Genomic DNA, 16,316 nt, shown 5'->3' on the forward strand with positions numbered 1-16,316 from the left:
CGCCGCGCAGGTGCTTGGAGCTCATCACGTCGTAGGCGCCGCCGTAGGCCTTGCGTGTGATCACGGTGATCTTGGGCACGGTGCACTCGGCATAGGCATACAGCAGTTTGGCGCCGTGTTTGATGATGCCGCTCCACTCCTGGGCGGTGCCGGGCATAAAACCGGGCACATCGACAAAGGTAATCACCGGGATGTTGAAGGCATCGCAAAAACGCACAAAACGCGCTGCCTTGATGCTGCTCTTGATGTCCAGGCAGCCCGCCAGCACCAGCGGCTGGTTGGCCACAATGCCCACCGTCTGGCCGTCCATGCGGGCAAAACCAATCAAAATGTTTTTGGCGTACTCGGGCTGCAACTCAAAAAAGTCGCCGTCATCGACCGTCTTGACGATCAGCTCCTTCATGTCATAAGCCTTGTTGGGGTTGTCAGGCACCAGTGTGTCCAGGCTGTGCTCCATGCGCCCGGCCGGGTCACCACTCTGGCGCACCGGGGCTTTTTCGCGGTTGTTCAGCGGCAGGTAGTTGTACAGGCGGCGCAGCATCAGCAGCGCCTCGACGTCGTTTTCAAAAGCCAGGTCGGCGACGCCGCTCTTGGTGGTGTGGCTGATGGCGCCGCCCAGCTCTTCGGCGGTCACTTCTTCGTGCGTCACGGTCTTGACCACTTCAGGGCCGGTGACAAACATGTAGCTGGAGTCCTTCACCATGAAGATGAAGTCGGTCATGGCGGGCGAATACACCGCGCCGCCCGCTGACGGCCCCATGATCATGCTGATTTGTGGCACCACGCCGCTGGCCATCACGTTGCGCTGGAACACGTCGGCGTAGCCGCCGAGCGAGGCCACACCTTCCTGGATACGGGCACCGCCCGAGTCGTTGAGGCCAATCACTGGCGCACCAACCTTCATGGCCTGGTCCATGATCTTGCATATTTTTTCCGCATGGGCCTCACTCAGCGCACCGCCGAACACGGTGAAGTCCTGACTGAAGACAAACACCAGGCGGCCGTTGATCATGCCGTAGCCGGTGACCACACCGTCGCCGGGGATCTTGTTGTCAGCCATGCCGAAGTCCGAGCAGCGGTGCTCGACAAACATGTCCCACTCTTCAAACGTGCCCTGATCGAGCAGCACCTCCAGGCGCTCGCGCGCGGTGAGCTTGCCCTTTTTGTGCTGCGCGTCAATGCGGTTCTGGCCCCCGCCCAAACGGGCGAGTTCGCGCTTTTTTTCCAATTGTTCAAGAATATCGTGCATGGCTTGGTCTCTCTTAGGTCAGGAAATGGTTGGGTTTTCGGGTTCTGGAATGCATCGTGGCTCAGGCCTTTTCAGCATGGGCCAGCAACATGTTTCTGGCGGCCGTGGAGGCCGCCATGCGGCCCGCCAGCACCTCTTGGGTCAACTCGGGCAGCAGCATTTTTACTTGCGGATGCTGGGCAAACGCGGTCTTGAGGCCGGCGTCAATGCGTTCCCACATCCACGCCAGCGCCTGCTTCTGGCGGCGCGCATCAAACTTGCCATTGGCGATCTGCAGTCCCCGGAATTCACGCACCTTGTCCCAGAAGGCATCGACCCCCTGAGCGTGCAAGGCGCTGAGCTGGATCACCTGGGGGTGCCATATTTTTTGGTCATGGTGCACATGGTCCGGGCTGCCATGCAGACCCAACAAACGCAGGCTGGAGCTGATCTGGGCGCGCGCCCGGGTGGCGGCATCGGGGTCAAGGTCGGCCTTGTTGATGACCACCAGATCGGCCAGCTCCATCACGCCTTTCTTGATGGCCTGCAGGTCGTCGCCCGCATTGGGCAACTGCATCAGCACAAACATGTCGGACATGTTGGCCACCGCCGTTTCGCTTTGGCCCACGCCCACGGTTTCCACAATCACCACGTCGTAACCCGCCGCCTCGCAAACCAGCATGGCCTCGCGGGTTTTTTCGGCCACGCCACCCAGCGTGCCGCTGCTGGGGCTGGGGCGGATGTAGGCTTGCTCATGGACTGACAGAAGCTCCATTCGCGTCTTGTCGCCCAGAATGGAACCACCCGACACCGTGCTGGAGGGGTCAATCGTCAGCACCGCGACGCGGTGGCCCTGGCCAATCAGGTACAGGCCCAGGGCCTCGATGAAGGTGGATTTGCCCACACCCGGCACGCCGCTGATACCCAAACGAAATGACTTTCCGGTGTGCGGTAACAAAGCCGTGAGCAAGGCATCGGCCTGCACACGGTGGTCCGCACGGGTGGATTCAAGCAGCGTGATGGTCTTGGCCATGGCACGGCGCTGCAATGGCGCGGCGCCATGCAAAATGCCATCAAGCAACACAGGTGCGGCTAGGTTCATGACGTTAAAGAATCTCAAAGGCTCGCCCATCGGGCAGCCGGTAACGCGAAAAGTCACGCACATCGAGCGTCAGGATACGGCTGACACCGGTCTCATGCGCCACCCAGTACAAGGTGGCATCGGTCAGGTCCATCTCGGCGCGTGTGTCGGTGTAGTGCATCATCCAGTCGGTCATGTCCGCCAGGTCTTCGGTATCAAATGGAAACACTTGCACGCTGCCTGAACCGATCCAGCGCAACAGCCCGAAACGCTCACGCGCGCCCAAAAGGTGCGAGGCTTCCGTCACACAAGGCCATGTGGTGTGCAAACGCATGGGCAGCGCTGACTGGGTCAACATTTGACGAAAGTGCGCATGGAAAGGGTCTGTGCTGTCAAACAGCGCGATCATGGGCCCCGCATCGAGCAGCGCAACAATCACGCCGCGCCCCCCTGCATCGGTGCCGGCTGCGTTTTTAAAAACTCGGCGTAATCCGCTTGCTCTTGTGCATGTTTAGCGCGCAATTTGTCATGTAATGCCTGTTTGCGGGGGCTGCGCTCCACCGCCTCGGTGCCAGTCGTGTCGGACCCGATTTGGTAGCCGGGCATCTCTTGCATCACCTTCAGGTACATCTCGCTGGGGTCGTGACGACCCAGCGCGCGCTCCACCGCTTCGACGATGAATTGGGATTTGGTAATACCGCGACGCTTGGCGGCTTGCGCCATCTCTTTTTCAAGCAATGGATCCATGCGAACAGAAACAGCCATGATGCGCTCCTTGTGAATACGGTATTACAGTATAACAAGGGCTGTATCAGTTGCTCAAGGCCTTCTTGATCTGCGCCAGCACATCCTTGGCGCTCACCGGGATCGGTGTGCCGGGGCCGTAGATGCCCTTGACGCCGGCGGCGTAAAGCATGTCGTAGTCCTGGCGCGGAATGACACCACCGACGAACACGATGATGTCGTCGGCGCCCTGCTTTTTTAACTCGGCAATGATGGCCGGCACCAGCGTCTTGTGCCCGGCGGCCAAGGTGGACACACCGACGGCGTGCACGTCGTTCTCGATGGCCTGGCGCGCACATTCCTCGGGGGTCTGGAACAGCGGACCCATGTCGACGTCAAAACCGAGGTCGGCAAAGGCGGTGGCCACCACTTTGGCGCCACGGTCATGGCCGTCCTGACCGAGCTTGCTGATCATCACGCGCGGGCGCCGACCCTGCTCGGTGGCAAATTCGGCAATGTCGGCCTTGAGCGCGTTCCAGTAGTCCATGGTGTCCCCGTCGGTGGCGTCCGTATCGTAAGCCGCGGCATACACACCGGTCACTTTTTGTGTGTCGGCACGGTGGCGACCGAAGGACTTTTCCATGGCATCACTGATTTCGCCCACCGTGGCACGGGCGCGCACTGCCTTGATCGACAGGTCCAGCAGGTTGCCGTTGCCGTTGGCGGCTGCTTCTTCGATCGCCTGGAGCGCCTGTTGCACCTGCGCGGCATCGCGTTTTTGCTTGATGGCATTAAGCCGGGCGATTTGCGAGTCGCGCACAGCCACGTTGTCGATGTCGCGGGCTTCAATGGCGTCTTCGGTTTTGAGTTTGTACTTGTTCACGCCCACGATCACGTCGCGGCCAGAGTCAATGCGGGCCTGTTTGTCGGCCGCAGCCGCCTCGATCTTGAGCTTGGCCCAGCCCGAATCGACGGCCTTGGTCATACCGCCCATGGCTTCGACCTCTTCGATGATGGCCCAGGCGGCGTCAGCCATGTCCTGCGTCAGCTTTTCCATCATGTAGGAACCCGCCCAAGGGTCGATCACGTTGGTGATGTGGGTTTCTTCCTGGATGATGAGCTGGGTGTTGCGCGCGATGCGCGAACTGAACTCGGTCGGCAGCGCGATGGCCTCGTCAAACGAATTGGTGTGCAAACTCTGCGTGCCGCCAAACACCGCCGCCATGGCCTCGATGGTGGTGCGCACCACGTTGTTGTAGGGGTCTTGCTCAGTGAGCGACCAGCCCGAGGTCTGGCAATGGGTGCGCAGCATGAGCGACTTGGGATTCTTGGCATTAAAGCCTTTCATGATGCGGCACCACAGCAGGCGCGCGGCGCGCATTTTGGCGACCTCTAAATAGAAGTTCATGCCGATGGCCCAGAAGAAGCTCAAGCGGCCGGCAAAGCCGTCCACGTCCATTCCCTTGGCAATGGCGGTCTTGACATACTCCTTGCCGTCGGCCAGCGTGAACGCCAGTTCCAGCGCCTGGTTGGCACCGGCTTCCTGCATGTGGTAACCGCTGATGGAAATCGAGTTGAATTTCGGCATGTTCTTTGCCGTGTACTCGATGATGTCGCCGATGATTTTCATCGACGGCTCCGGCGGGTAGATGTAGGTATTGCGCACCATGAACTCTTTCAGAATGTCGTTCTGAATCGTGCCGCTGAGCTTGTCCTGGCTCACGCCCTGCTCTTCAGCCGCCACCACATAACCGGCCAGCACCGGCAGCACGGCGCCGTTCATGGTCATCGAAACACTGACCTTGTCCAGCGGAATCTGGTCAAACAAAATCTTCATGTCTTCCACCGAGTCGATGGCCACACCAGCCTTGCCGACGTCGCCGGTCACACGCGGGTGGTCGGAGTCGTAGCCGCGGTGCGTGGCCAAGTCAAACGCCACCGACACACCCTGCCCGCCGGCGGCCAGCGCCTTGCGGTAAAACGCGTTTGATTCTTCAGCGGTGGAAAAGCCGGCGTACTGGCGAATGGTCCAGGGGCGCACCGCGTACATGGTGGCCTGCGGGCCACGCAGGTAGGGCTCGAAGCCCGGCAGCGTGTTGGCGTAAGGCAGGTTTTGTGTGTCCTCTGCGGTGTACAGCGGTTTGACCGAAATGCCATCGGGTGTGACCCAGTTGAGCGCGTTCACATCACCGCCGGGTGCAGATTTGGCGGCGGCTTTGGCCCAGGCGTCCAGGCTGGCAGGCTGAAATTCAGGAGTTTTTTGGGTCATGATGGCAAACAATTAGAGGTTGGATCGGCGGCGCTATCGACTGTACAGCGATGCGCTTTTTGCGCAAACGAGTTTACATTATTTATAATTATTGATGCAAAAAATTCCTTCCAGCTTACAATTTGCTTCATGGCTGCACTCTCACTAGCTCCCCGCGCACTTTACGAAGAAGTTGCTGAACTGCTGCGTCAGCGCATTTTCAGCCGCGAGCTGGAACCCGGCAGCTGGATCGACGAACTCAAAATTGCGCATGACTACGGCATCAGTCGCACGCCCATGCGCGAAGCCCTCAAGGTACTGGCCACCGAAGGCCTGGTGACCATGAAGGTACGCCGCGGTGCCTACGTGACCGAAGTCTCCGAGCGCGACCTGGCTGATGTCTACCACCTGCTGAGCCTGCTGGAGTCGGATGCCGCCGGCTTCGTGGCGCAACGCGCTGACGATGCACAAATGGACGAATTGAAAGCGCTGCACCAGGAACTCGAAGACGCCGCACAGCCAGAACAACGCGATCACGAGCGTTTTTTTGAAATCAACGAGCGTTTTCACATGCGCCTGCTGGACATTGCCGACAACCGCTGGCGCAACCAAATGGTGGCCGATCTGCGCAAGGTCATGAAACTCAACCGCCACAATTCGCTACTCAAAACCGGGCGCATTCAGGAGTCCCTGGAGGAGCACCGCGCCATCATGGCCGCACTGGCAGCACGCAACCCGCAAGCTTGCACACAGCGCATGCAGGAACATTTTTCCAACGGCCTGGAAGCAGCCGTTTAAGGCTAATGAGCCCGCGCCGTCCATCCCCATGACCCTGCCGGAAACCAGCACCTTCATGCAGCATGCACTGGCACTGGCCGCGCAAAGCCTGCTACTCACCTCCCCCAACCCGCGCGTGGGCTGCGTCATCACCACAGCTGACGGCCAGGTGCTGGGCCGGGGCGCCACCCAACGCGCCGGTGAGGCGCATGCGGAAATCATGGCGCTGCGCGACGCCGCCGCCCATGGTCACAGCGTGGTGGGTGCCACCGCCTACGTCACGCTGGAGCCCTGCTCACACCAGGGCCGCACCGGGCCTTGCTGCGATGCCCTGGCGACGGCCGGCATCAGCAAGGTGGTTGCCGCCATTGGCGACCCCAACCCCTTGGTCACGGGCAATGGCTTTGAGCGGCTGCGTGCCGCCGGCATCGAGCTTGACATCGGTCCCGGTGGCGCCGAATCGCGCGAGCTCAACATCGGCTTTTTCAGCCGCATGCTGCGCCAGACACCCTGGGTGCGCATGAAACTGGCGGCCTTGCTCGACGGCAAAACCGCCCTCGACAACGGCCTCAGCCAATGGATCACGTCCCCTGCAGCGCGCACCGACGGCCACGCCTGGCGTGCGCGTGCCTGTGCCGTGCTCACCGGCATTGGCACGGTGCTGGCCGACAACCCCAAACTCGACGTGCGCTTGGTGGACACACCGCGCCAGCCTGCCCTGGTGGTGGTTGACAGCCGGTTGGAAACGCCACTGGACGCCGCGCTGTTCATGCCGGGGCGCACGCTCATCATTTACGCTGCCGTGCCCAATGCCGACAAACAGGCGGCGCTGGCAGCACGCGGCGCCACCGTCGTGCTGCTGCCAGGGCCCAACAACAAAGTCGATTTGGTCGCCATGCTGCGTGACCTGGCGCGACGCGAAATCAACGAGCTGCATGTGGAAGCCGGTGAAAAACTCAACGGCTCGCTGATTCGCGAAGGACTGGTCGATGAATTTGTGGTCTATCTGGCCCCCAAACTGATTGGCCAGGGGCGCGGCATGGCACACTTTGGCCCGCTGCAAGATCTGGCTCAAGCCGTGTCACTGGAATTCAAGTCCAGCGCCATGCTGGGCCCGGATCTGCGTGTGGTCGCCCGCGTGTGCGGACGCGACGTTTTTTAAACGCCAGGGCAAGCGCCCGGCCCAACCCACCTGACCATCATGTTCACAGGCATCATCACCGGCATCGGCCACATCAGCGCCGTCGCACCCTTGGGCGCCACCGCCACCCATGGCAAGCGCCTCACCCTGACCTGCCCCACCGGCTACCTTGACGACGTGGGCCTGGGCGACAGCATCGCGCTCAACGGTGCCTGCATGACCGTGACGACGCTCAACGCCGCGCAGCAGCAGTTCACCATCGACATCTCGGCCGAGTCACTCGACAAGACCGCCGGGCTGGACCAACCGGGCGCCGTCAACCTGGAAAAAGCCCTGCGCGCCCACGACCGGCTGGGTGGCCACATCGTCTCGGGCCACGTTGACGGCATTGGTCACGTCACCTACTTTGCAGAAATCGGCGAAAGCTGGCAATTGCGCGTGATGGCGCCACCCGCGCTGGCCAAGTACCTGGCCTACAAGGGCTCGATCACCCTCAACGGCGTCAGCCTGACTGTCAACCAGATTCAGGACAGCGCTGCGGGCTGCGAGATGTCCATCAACTTGATTCCGCACACTGTGCAGAACACCGCTTTGGGCTCGCTCAAGGCAGGTTCGCGCGTGAACCTGGAAATTGACCTGATCGCGCGGTACGTTGAGCGCATGCTGACACCCTGAGCGCTCGCGCAAGCGCTCCAAACCGGCAGGGTCGCAAATTTGCCTTAGCCACCGCCTTGCCCGCAGGCCAAGTCTGACCTGTTCATCCCTCTTGGCTGGGTGCAGCCCTTTCGCTTGCGTGAATTACACGCGTGTGAAAAAATACACGCAACAACCTGAAAACAATGTGTCAGATGACGCAGTTGCAGGCTGTTTTAAGGAATTTTTCTAAGGGTTTTTACCAGTTTTCCCGCTCGCAGCATCTGGCATGTAATCTGCTTTGTACATCATTGCCATCGTCCTTGGACTGGAATGCGAGTCCGTTTTTGAAACCCATTTTTCAAGGTGAATATGAAGACATCAAATTATTTAAGCTGGCTGGCCATGCCAATTCTTGCTGCCTCCGCCTTGAGCGTACAGGCTGCGGACATTCGGGTTGGTTTTGGCCTGGATGCCTTGACGCTTGATCCGGGCAACCACCGTTCCCGCGAAACCGAGACCATCATTCGCAACATGTACGACGGCCTGCTTACCCGCGATGCAAAAATGAAAGTGGTGCCCGAACTGGTCACAGGCTGGAAACAGATCGACCCGACCAACTACGAATTCAAGCTCAGGCAGGGTGTCAAATTCCACTCCGGCGACGAGATGACCTCGGAAGATGTCAAATTCACCTTTGACCGCCTCATCAAGAAAGACATGATCGACGGCAAGAGCAGCCCACGCGCTGGCTTGCTTGGGCCATTAAAAGAAATAACAGCGCTTGACAAGTACACCGTGCGCTTCACCTTGGCCTCGCCCTGGGCCATCCTGCCGTCCATGCTGCCCTTCCAGGAGGTGGTATCCAAGGCATTTATCCAAAAGGTCGGTGACGCGGCGATGGCCACCCAGGTCAACGGCACAGGCCCCTTCAAACTGGTGGACTGGCGCCGCGGTGACTCCATCACCATGGAGCGCTTTGCCGGCTATTACGGCGGCTCGCCAGAGATTCCGCCGGTCGGCCCGGCCAAGGCGGACCGCGTGATTTTCAAGATCATTCCCGAAAATTCATCGCGCGTGGCCGCGCTGCTGGCCGGTGACGTGGACATCGCCACCGAACTGCCCGCGCACATGATGAAGCAGATCGAGAGCAGCAAGAACGCTGTGATCATGAAGGTGCGCGGCACACGCACGTTTTTTATCTCGCTCAACAACACCAAGCCGCCCTTCAACAACCCCCTGGTGCGCCAGGCCGCCAACCATGCGCTCGACAAGAAGTTGCTCATCGAGCGCATCCTTCAAGGCACCGCAACGCCGATCAACGGCGTGCTCTCGCCCGATGCTTTTGGCTTCGATGCCAACCTGAAAACTTACGACTACAACCCGGCACTGGCCAAAAAATTACTGGCCCAGGCCGGTTTTCCCAATGGCATTGATGTCACGCTGGATGTGGAAGGCTCATTTGCCGAAACCGCCCAGGCCATTGGCTCGCTGCTGACCAAGGCGGGCATCCGCACCAAGGTGGTGGTGGGCGAAGGAACGGTTCTGAAAACCAAGTGGCTGACTGACAAAAACAAGACCGGCGACATGTGGATGACTTCGTGGGGCAATGGCTCATTGGACCCGGAGGATATTTTTGCTCCCACCCTCAAAACCAACGACCGTGGCAACTCGGCCGGTTATTCCAGCGGCGTGGTCGATGGCTTGCTCAGCGCAGCCAGCACCGAGACTGACGTCGCCAAGCGTGCCGACATGTTTGTGAAAGCGCAGAAGCAGGTCAACGCAGACGCACCCTGGATCTTCCTGTGGGTGCCTGAGGACGTGTATGGGGTTTCCAAGCGGCTCAAAGGCTGGCAACCCAGCGCGGATTCGCGGGTTAACCTGCATCGCGCCTACATTCAGTAAACCAACCCTGCATCGCATGGCTGACATGGCTGGGCGCACCGCAAGGCGCCTGGCCAGGGAAGTCCTTGGCTTTTTCACCTGGAGATTCCCTTGAACTTAGGCAAGTTGTTGGAACGTTTGTTGCAACTCATTCCCGTCATGCTCGGGGTGTCTGCCATCGTCTTTCTGATGATGCTGGTCACCCCCGGCGACCCGGTGGACATCATGCTGGGCGAACAGCAAGCCACCACCGAGCAGCGTGACGCGCTGCGCAAGGACATGGGGCTGGATTTGCCAGCGGCGCAGCGTTTTGTGCACTTTCTGCAAAACGCCGCGACCGGCAACTTTGGCTATTCGTACTTTCACCGCCGCCCGGTCAGCGAGGTGATCCTGGAGCGCCTGCCGGCCACCGTGGAGTTGACCGTTGCTGCGCTCCTGATTGCGCTGTTGGTGGCGATTCCGCTGGGTGTGCTGGCGGCGGTCAAAAAGAACACCTGGATGGACCGCCTCGCGACCCTGGGCTCCTTGCTCGGAATCTCCATGCCCGGCTTCTGGTTTGGCCTGTTGCTGATGCTGGTCTTTGGTGTCTGGATGCAATGGCTGCCCATTTCCGGCCGCAGCGACATTGCCAGCCAGGTGCCCATCGTGACGCATTTTTTGACCATTGACGCGCTGCTGGCGCTCAACTTCGAGGTGTTTGCCTCGGCCGTGTCGCATCTGGTGCTGCCCGCCCTGACCCTCGGCCTGCCCATGGCCGCCGTGCTGATGCGGGTCACGCGCACGTCGATGCTCGAAGTATTGCGCCAGGACTATGTGACGTTTGCCCACGCCAAGGGGCTCACGACCCGGCGTGTGCTGTTTGTCCACGCGCTGCGCAACGCCCTGATTCCGACGGTCACCATGGCCGCGCTGGAGGTGGGCTCGCTGCTGGGCGGCAGCATGATTGTTGAAACCATTTTCGGCTGGCCAGGTCTGGGAAGGGTGGTGGTGGAAAGCATCTTCACCCGCAACTACCCGCTCATCCAGGCGGCCATTCTGCTCTACGCCCTGACCTATGTGGTGATCAACTTTTTGGCAGATTTGCTCTACACCGTTCTTAATCCACGGGTTCGTTTATGACATCGGCACCAACTGCCTTGACGGCTTTGTCCCCTTCTGCCTCCGCTGCAGAATCACCGCTGCGCCTGAGCTGGCGGCGCTTCACGCAAAACCGCTTTGCCATGGCGGCCAGCATGGTGGTGCTGCTGTTTCTTTTGATGGCGATCTTTGCGCCATGGCTTGCCCCGCAAGACCCCAACGACAGCGATTTGCTGCGCCGCCTGCAAGTCCCGGTCTGGATGGAGGGTGGCGAATGGGCTTATCCACTGGGCTGTGATGCGCTAGGCCGCGACTTGCTGTCGCGCATTATTTACGGCTCACGCGTGTCGATCTTCATCGGCGCTGCGGTGATCTTCATCGCCACCGCCGTCGGCGTGGTGGCGGGGCTGTTGTCTGGCTATTTGCGCGGCTGGGTGGACACCGTGATCTCGCGCGTGGTCGACATCTTGCTGGCATTTCCCTACCTGCTGTTTGCCATCGGCCTGATGGCCATGATGGGGCCGGGGCTGCAAAACATCATTCTGGCGCTGGCCTACAAGGAGTGGGTGATCCCCTGCCGGCTGGTGCGGGGCGAGACCATGGCCTTGCGCGAGGTGGAATACATCGAAGCAGCGCGCGCCGTGGGCGCCTCGTCGCTGTACATCATGGCGCGCGAAATCTTGCCGAATATTTTGTCCTCGGTGATCGTGGTGTCAACCCTGCGCATGGCCCATGTGATCATCCTCGAAGCGAGCCTGTCCTTTTTGGGCATTGGCGTGCAACCACCCACAGCCTCCTGGGGTTCTTTGGTGGCCGACGGTCGCTCGTTCATTTGGGATGCCTGGTGGATATCGACATTCTCGGGCGTGGCCATTCTGCTGCTGGTTCTGGCCATCAACGTGGCCAGCCAGGGTCTGCGCGACGCTTTTGATCCACGTTTGCATGAATAAGTTGTGAGCCAGACCCCCGAATGAACACCATGACCACAGCCAAAACACAAGACCCGATCTTGCGCATCAGGGGCTTGTCCACCCATTTCTCGACGCCCACAGGCTTACTCAAGGCGGTGCAAGATGTCAGCCTCGATGTGATGCCCGGCGAGTGTGTCGGCATCGTCGGCGAGTCCGGTTCGGGCAAGAGCGTCAGCTTTGCCAGCGTGATGGGCTTGATCAAGCCGCCGGGGAAAATAGCTGCGGGCGAGGTGCTGTTTGACGGCGTCAATCTGCGCAAGTTGTCGCCCGAGGCCATGCGCCGCATCCGGGGAAAACACATCGCCATGACCATGCAGGACGCGCTCACCGCCCTGAACCCGGCGATGACCATCGAACAGCAACTGCTCGAAGTCATCCTGGCGCATGACGACGACATCGCCGATCAGCCCTACTGGCAGCAAAAGCGCCAGGCCCGGGCGCGTGCTGTCGAGATGCTGGCGCTGGTCGGCATTCCGTCTGCTCAGACCCGCCTGAAAGACTACCCGCACCAGTTCTCGGGTGGCATGCGCCAACGCATCATGATTGCGATTGCGCTGGCCTGCAAGCCGCGTCTGCTGATTGCCGACGAGCCCACCACCGCGCTGGACGTGACGATCCAGGCCCAGGTGCTGGAACTCATTGCCTCGCTGCGCCGCAAACTCGGCATGAGCATGGTGCTGATCACCCACGACCTGGGCGTGGTCGCCGAGCAATGCGACCGCGTGGTCGTGATGTATGCCGGCCAGGTGGTCGAGTCGGGCCTGACCGACCAGGTCATCGGCACACCAAAACACCCCTACACGCGCGGCCTGCTGCTGGCCACGCCCCGGGTTGAAGACTTGTCGGCCCCGGTGCGCCCGATCCCCGGCACGGTGCCCAATTTGATCGACTTCCCGGCGCAATGCCATTTTTACTCGCGCTGCACGCAGCGCACCGACGCCTGCCTGGCCCCCGTAGCCCTGACACGCCATGCCAACGGGCATGAGGTGCGCTGCATCCAGATTGAAGAAAGCTGAAGCCATGAATGCCCCCTTGTTACGTGTTGAGGGTCTGGTCAAACATTTCGAGCGGCCGCGCAGCCTGGCCCAACGCCTGACCGGCGAGAAACGCAGCGTGGTGCATGCGCTCAATGGCGTCACGCTGGACGTCCAGCGCGGCGAGACCCTTGGGCTGATCGGCGAATCCGGCTGTGGCAAGTCCACCCTGGGCCGATCCATCTTGCGCCTGGTCGAGCCCAGCAGCGGGCGCACGGTGTTTGACGGCCAGGACCTCTCAGCCATGAACGCTGGCGACATGATACGCATGCGTTCGCGCCTGCAAATCATCTTTCAGGACCCCTACGCCTCGTTGAACCCGCGCAAGTCGATCAGGGAAATCATCTCACTGCCGCTGCAGTTGCACGCAAGCGACAGTGCCCAGAAAAACAATGCGCGGGTCGAGCAGATCCTGGCGCGCGTTGGTTTCCGACCTGATCAGTTTGACCGCTACCCGCACCAGTTCTCCGGCGGCCAGCGCCAGCGCATCGGCATTGCCCGGGCGCTGGTGTCGCGCCCGGCCCTGGTGGTGTGCGACGAGCCGGTGTCGGCACTCGATGTGTCGATCAAGGCGCAGATTCTGGAGTTGCTCGGTGAACTCAAGGCCGAGTTCAACCTGACCTATATTTTTGTCTCGCACGACATTGCGGCCGTGGGCCACCTGGCGGACCGCATTGCCGTGATGTACCTCGGCGAAATTGTGGAGATCGGGCGCACCCTGGACATCATCAACAGTCCACAACACCCCTACACGCAGGCGCTGTTGTCCGCCGTGCCGCGCCTGGTGCCCAACACCGCGCGAACCCGCACCGTGCTGAGCGGCGACTTGCCCTCGCCTTTGAACCCGCCCAGTGGCTGCAAGTTTCACACCCGCTGCCCAGTGGCCATGCCCGAATGCGCCGGCCAGTCGCCGCGCTTGCAAGCCCTGAAGCTGGAAGCCGCGCACAGCGTGGCCTGCCTGAGGAGCGACACCCATGCCTGAACCCTTGAGTTTGGTCCGATTGGTCGGATCCGCCATGGCACGGGGCCAGCAACAGGCCCTGGCCAGACCTGAACTGGTGCAGCGGGTACGTGCTGCCCTCTTGGGACGCCTGGCGTCGGTCCAGGACACCCTTGAGCAGCCGCGCATGGCGCGCTATCTGAAAGAGCAAAAAGAATTTCTTGCTGCGCAGGATCGTCCGGGTTTTGACGAGTCCTTGGGCTTGGCCACCGGTTTCGGCCTGACCCATGACGAGGTGCTGGCCTATTTGCATGCCAACGTTCTTGTGGACATGTCGGCATCGACCCCGATCGAGCGCGACGGCTGCACCTCCTGGGCACACATCGTCAAGGCCGGCGGCGCCCTGGTGGTAAAAAACCGGGATTACAGAGGCGAGCACGGCGCGCTGCAACAAGCCTTCTTGCACAGTGACCCGGCTGCGAATGCGCGCACGCTGCTGTGTGTTGGCAGCCTGGGCAGCCCGGGGGCTTTTTCCAGTGGCATCAACTCCGCCGGGCTGGCCGTGGTGGACACGCAGATCGGCACCCGCGATCACGGTGTCGGCTGGTTGCGCTATTTCCTGATGACGGCATTGCTGCGTGAATGCCCCGACGTTGACGCCGCCTTGGCTTTCATCGCCGCAGTGCCGCACGCCGGCGGCGGATCGCTGGTGCTGGGTGATGCCTGCGGCACCACGGCCTGTGTCGCGCTAGGCCATGCGCAAGCCCCAGTCATCACGCGATCAACGCCGTCGGCGGCGCGCACCAACCATTACCTTGACCCGCAGATGGCAGCCCGAATGGTCTCGCCCTGCGACGATCTGAGCGACTCATCACCGCTGCGTCTGGCGCAGGTTCAGTCCTACCTCGCGCAACACGGCAATACGATGGATGTCGCCAAGGCTCAGGCCTTGATGGCCAGCCATCAAGAAGGTGCAAGCATTTGTTTGCACGCCGATGCAGGCAGCCTGACACAGGCCAGAACCCTGTCCTGCGTGGTGTATGAAACCGCCAGCCAAACCCTGCACATCACCAACGGCAACCCCTGCAACACGCACTGGAATCGCTTTGCATTGACCGAACTCGCTGCGTCAACCTTCAAACACCCGGCATGAACACCCCCAAGACACAACTCATCGGGGAGCATCCGGCCATTGTGGCGCTGCGCGACCTGATCGCACGAGTCGCCCCCAGCAAAGCGGGTACCGTGTTGATTTATGGTGAAACCGGCACCGGCAAGGGCCTGGTGGCGCGCATGATCCACGAAGGATCGCAACGCGCCCACAAGGCTTTTGTTGACATCAATTGCGCCGCCATACCGGCCGAATTGCTGGAGTCGGAGTTGTTTGGCCACGAGCGCGGTGCCTTCACTGGCGCGGTCCTTAAAAAAGAGGGCCTGATCGAGGCGGGCAATGGCGGCTCGGTGTTTCTGGACGAAGTGCGCGAGTTGCACCCGGTGATGCAGGCCAAGATTCTCACGCTGCTCGATACCAATCGCTTTCGCCGCGTCGGTGCGGTCAAGCCGATTGATGTGGACGTGCGCTTCATCGCCGCCACCAACAAGATTCTGCTCAAGGAAGTCAATGCCGGCAACTTCCGCGACGACCTGTACTACCGACTGCAAGTCATCGCCATCAACATCCCGCCCCTGCGCGAGCGCGGTGAGGACATTCTTTTGCTGGCCGACAACTTTCTGCATAAGTATTACCAACGCTACGGCGGCCAGCGCAAGACGGTCGACGCCGAGGCACAGCGTATTTTTTTGGCCTATGGCTGGCCTGGCAATGTGCGTGAGCTGGAAAACCTGACCGAACGCATCTGCCTGCTTGAAGACGGCGACCGCCTGATGGCCTCGCATCTGCCGGCGCGCATCTTGCGCGAGGTTCAGACGGCGTCGGTGCCAGGAGCGGCGTTGGTGCCAGCATCGGACGCCATGCCAATTCAAGCCAACACCGACTACCACCAGGCCACTGGCAACTTTCAAAAAATGCTCATAACGCAAGTCATGCAAGCCTGTGACCAGAACCTGGCACTGGCCGCCGACCAACTCAAGTTGTCGCGCCACGCCTTGCGCCATCAAATGTTGAAGCTGGGCCTGCTCAAAGACGAGTGAATTTCACGCAAGCCCGAAGAATAAATCACGCAAACCCTGTCATTTTTCATGAATGTTTCGTAAGCTATTGATTTAATTGAATAATATTTTTATTTTTAATGGCACAAATACTGCTTTATAGCTCACAAGCGGCCTTTGCCGATGTCAAATCAACCTGGAGATAAACCTATGAAGTCTTTGAAAATCATATGCCCCAACGGACATTTGGGCTTTGCCCCCATTCGCGTGGACAGTTTTAACATCGGCGTCGCCGCTGGTACGGACTTCATCGCCGCCGACTCCGGCAGCGATGACATTGGCCCCGGGCCGCTGGGCAGCGACATCTCGACCAGCCCGAAAGACTGGCAACGGCACGACCTTGAGCACATGCTGCTGGCTTCGCGCAAGCTCGGCGTGCCCATGATCATTGGCTCGGCGGGCGACACAGG

General features: G+C 60.6%; 15 protein-coding genes and 1 pseudogene. 11 read left to right on the forward strand and 5 right to left on the reverse strand.

What is annotated here, in order from left to right:
• From PHF15_RS15660 to scpA, 5 genes are all read right to left on the reverse strand, one after another.
• Nucleotides 1-1,249, reverse strand: a 1,249-nt coding sequence (locus tag PHF15_RS15660) for an acyl-CoA carboxylase subunit beta (protein WP_300122584.1), incomplete at its 3' end; no start/stop codon positions are given.
• A gap of 61 nt (nt 1,250-1,310) precedes the next feature.
• Nucleotides 1,311-2,330, reverse strand: a complete 1,020-nt coding sequence (meaB, locus tag PHF15_RS15665) for a methylmalonyl Co-A mutase-associated GTPase MeaB (RefSeq protein ID WP_300122585.1) — start codon at nt 2,328-2,330, stop codon at nt 1,311-1,313.
• Nucleotides 2,331-2,334: 4 nt separating this feature from the next.
• Nucleotides 2,335-2,748, reverse strand: a complete 414-nt coding sequence (locus tag PHF15_RS15670; protein ID WP_300122587.1) for a PIN domain-containing protein — start codon at nt 2,746-2,748, stop codon at nt 2,335-2,337.
• Nucleotides 2,745-3,074, reverse strand: coding sequence for a CopG family transcriptional regulator (locus PHF15_RS15675; RefSeq protein ID WP_300122589.1), 330 nt, complete (start codon nt 3,072-3,074; stop codon nt 2,745-2,747). Before PHF15_RS15675 ends, PHF15_RS15670 begins: the two co-directional genes overlap by 4 nt.
• A 46-nt stretch (nt 3,075-3,120) precedes the next feature.
• Nucleotides 3,121-5,301, reverse strand: coding sequence for a methylmalonyl-CoA mutase (gene scpA, locus PHF15_RS15680; protein ID WP_300122592.1), 2,181 nt, complete (start codon nt 5,299-5,301; stop codon nt 3,121-3,123).
• A 129-nt stretch (nt 5,302-5,430) separates the two neighbouring features.
• Between scpA and PHF15_RS15685 the strand changes: the two genes are divergently transcribed.
• The 11 genes and pseudogenes from PHF15_RS15685 to PHF15_RS15735 form a co-directional block, all read left to right on the forward strand.
• Complete coding sequence (locus PHF15_RS15685; RefSeq protein ID WP_300122595.1) at nt 5,431-6,078, forward strand: GntR family transcriptional regulator; 648 nt, start codon at nt 5,431-5,433, stop codon at nt 6,076-6,078.
• 28 nt (nt 6,079-6,106) lie between these two features.
• Nucleotides 6,107-7,219 carry a bifunctional diaminohydroxyphosphoribosylaminopyrimidine deaminase/5-amino-6-(5-phosphoribosylamino)uracil reductase RibD gene (gene ribD, locus PHF15_RS15690; RefSeq protein ID WP_300122597.1) on the forward strand — a complete coding sequence of 371 codons (1,113 nt, stop codon included), beginning with the start codon at nt 6,107-6,109 and terminating at the stop codon, nt 7,217-7,219.
• A 39-nt stretch (nt 7,220-7,258) separates the two neighbouring features.
• Complete coding sequence (locus PHF15_RS15695) at nt 7,259-7,873, forward strand: riboflavin synthase (RefSeq protein ID WP_300122599.1); 615 nt, start codon at nt 7,259-7,261, stop codon at nt 7,871-7,873.
• Nucleotides 7,874-8,203: 330 nt separating this feature from the next.
• Nucleotides 8,204-9,736 carry an ABC transporter substrate-binding protein gene (locus tag PHF15_RS15700; RefSeq protein WP_300122602.1) on the forward strand — a complete coding sequence of 511 codons (1,533 nt, stop codon included), beginning with the start codon at nt 8,204-8,206 and terminating at the stop codon, nt 9,734-9,736.
• A 90-nt stretch (nt 9,737-9,826) separates the two neighbouring features.
• Nucleotides 9,827-10,834, forward strand: a complete 1,008-nt coding sequence (locus PHF15_RS15705) for an ABC transporter permease (RefSeq protein ID WP_300122604.1) — start codon at nt 9,827-9,829, stop codon at nt 10,832-10,834.
• A 26-nt stretch (nt 10,835-10,860) separates the two neighbouring features.
• Nucleotides 10,861-11,742, forward strand: coding sequence for an ABC transporter permease (locus PHF15_RS15710; RefSeq protein WP_300122606.1), 882 nt, complete (start codon nt 10,861-10,863; stop codon nt 11,740-11,742).
• Nucleotides 11,743-11,771: 29 nt separating this feature from the next.
• Nucleotides 11,772-12,779, forward strand: a complete 1,008-nt coding sequence (locus tag PHF15_RS15715; RefSeq protein WP_300122609.1) for an ABC transporter ATP-binding protein — start codon at nt 11,772-11,774, stop codon at nt 12,777-12,779.
• A 4-nt stretch (nt 12,780-12,783) separates the two neighbouring features.
• The gene (locus PHF15_RS15720; RefSeq protein ID WP_300122612.1) at nt 12,784-13,779 is read left to right on the forward strand and encodes an oligopeptide/dipeptide ABC transporter ATP-binding protein; all 996 of its coding nucleotides are present in this window, start codon (nt 12,784-12,786) and stop codon (nt 13,777-13,779) included.
• Nucleotides 13,772-14,890: a C45 family peptidase gene (locus tag PHF15_RS15725; protein ID WP_300122615.1), complete on the forward strand. Its 1,119-nt coding sequence runs from the start codon at nt 13,772-13,774 to the stop codon at nt 14,888-14,890. Before PHF15_RS15720 ends, PHF15_RS15725 begins: the two co-directional genes overlap by 8 nt.
• Nucleotides 14,887-15,888 carry a sigma-54 dependent transcriptional regulator gene (locus PHF15_RS15730; protein ID WP_300122618.1) on the forward strand — a complete coding sequence of 334 codons (1,002 nt, stop codon included), beginning with the start codon at nt 14,887-14,889 and terminating at the stop codon, nt 15,886-15,888. The genes PHF15_RS15725 and PHF15_RS15730 overlap by 4 nt, the downstream gene beginning before the upstream one ends.
• 168 nt (nt 15,889-16,056) lie before the next feature.
• Nucleotides 16,057-16,316 (forward strand): annotated as a pseudogene (locus PHF15_RS15735) (glutamate mutase); the annotation flags it as partial.

Source organism: Rhodoferax sp. (assembly GCF_028689295.1).
Lineage (GTDB): Bacteria > Pseudomonadota > Gammaproteobacteria > Burkholderiales > Burkholderiaceae_C > Rhodoferax.

Bases quoted from the DNA above. Each gene is read 5' to 3' on its own strand.
- meaB (WP_300122585.1), bottom strand. From the start codon at position 2,330: ATGAACCTAGCCGCACCTGTGTTGCTTGATGGCATTTTGCATGGCGCC.
- PHF15_RS15675 (WP_300122589.1), bottom strand. From the start codon at position 3,074: ATGGCTGTTTCTGTTCGCATGGATCCATTGCTTGAAAAAGAGATGGCG.
- scpA (WP_300122592.1), bottom strand. From the start codon at position 5,301: ATGACCCAAAAAACTCCTGAATTTCAGCCTGCCAGCCTGGACGCCTGG.
- PHF15_RS15685 (WP_300122595.1), top strand. From the start codon at position 5,431: ATGGCTGCACTCTCACTAGCTCCCCGCGCACTTTACGAAGAAGTTGCT.
- ribD (WP_300122597.1), top strand. From the start codon at position 6,107: ATGACCCTGCCGGAAACCAGCACCTTCATGCAGCATGCACTGGCACTG.
- PHF15_RS15695 (WP_300122599.1), top strand. From the start codon at position 7,259: ATGTTCACAGGCATCATCACCGGCATCGGCCACATCAGCGCCGTCGCA.
- PHF15_RS15700 (WP_300122602.1), top strand. From the start codon at position 8,204: ATGAAGACATCAAATTATTTAAGCTGGCTGGCCATGCCAATTCTTGCT.
- PHF15_RS15715 (WP_300122609.1), top strand. From the start codon at position 11,772: ATGACCACAGCCAAAACACAAGACCCGATCTTGCGCATCAGGGGCTTG.
- PHF15_RS15720 (WP_300122612.1), top strand. From the start codon at position 12,784: ATGAATGCCCCCTTGTTACGTGTTGAGGGTCTGGTCAAACATTTCGAG.
- PHF15_RS15725 (WP_300122615.1), top strand. From the start codon at position 13,772: ATGCCTGAACCCTTGAGTTTGGTCCGATTGGTCGGATCCGCCATGGCA.
- PHF15_RS15730 (WP_300122618.1), top strand. From the start codon at position 14,887: ATGAACACCCCCAAGACACAACTCATCGGGGAGCATCCGGCCATTGTG.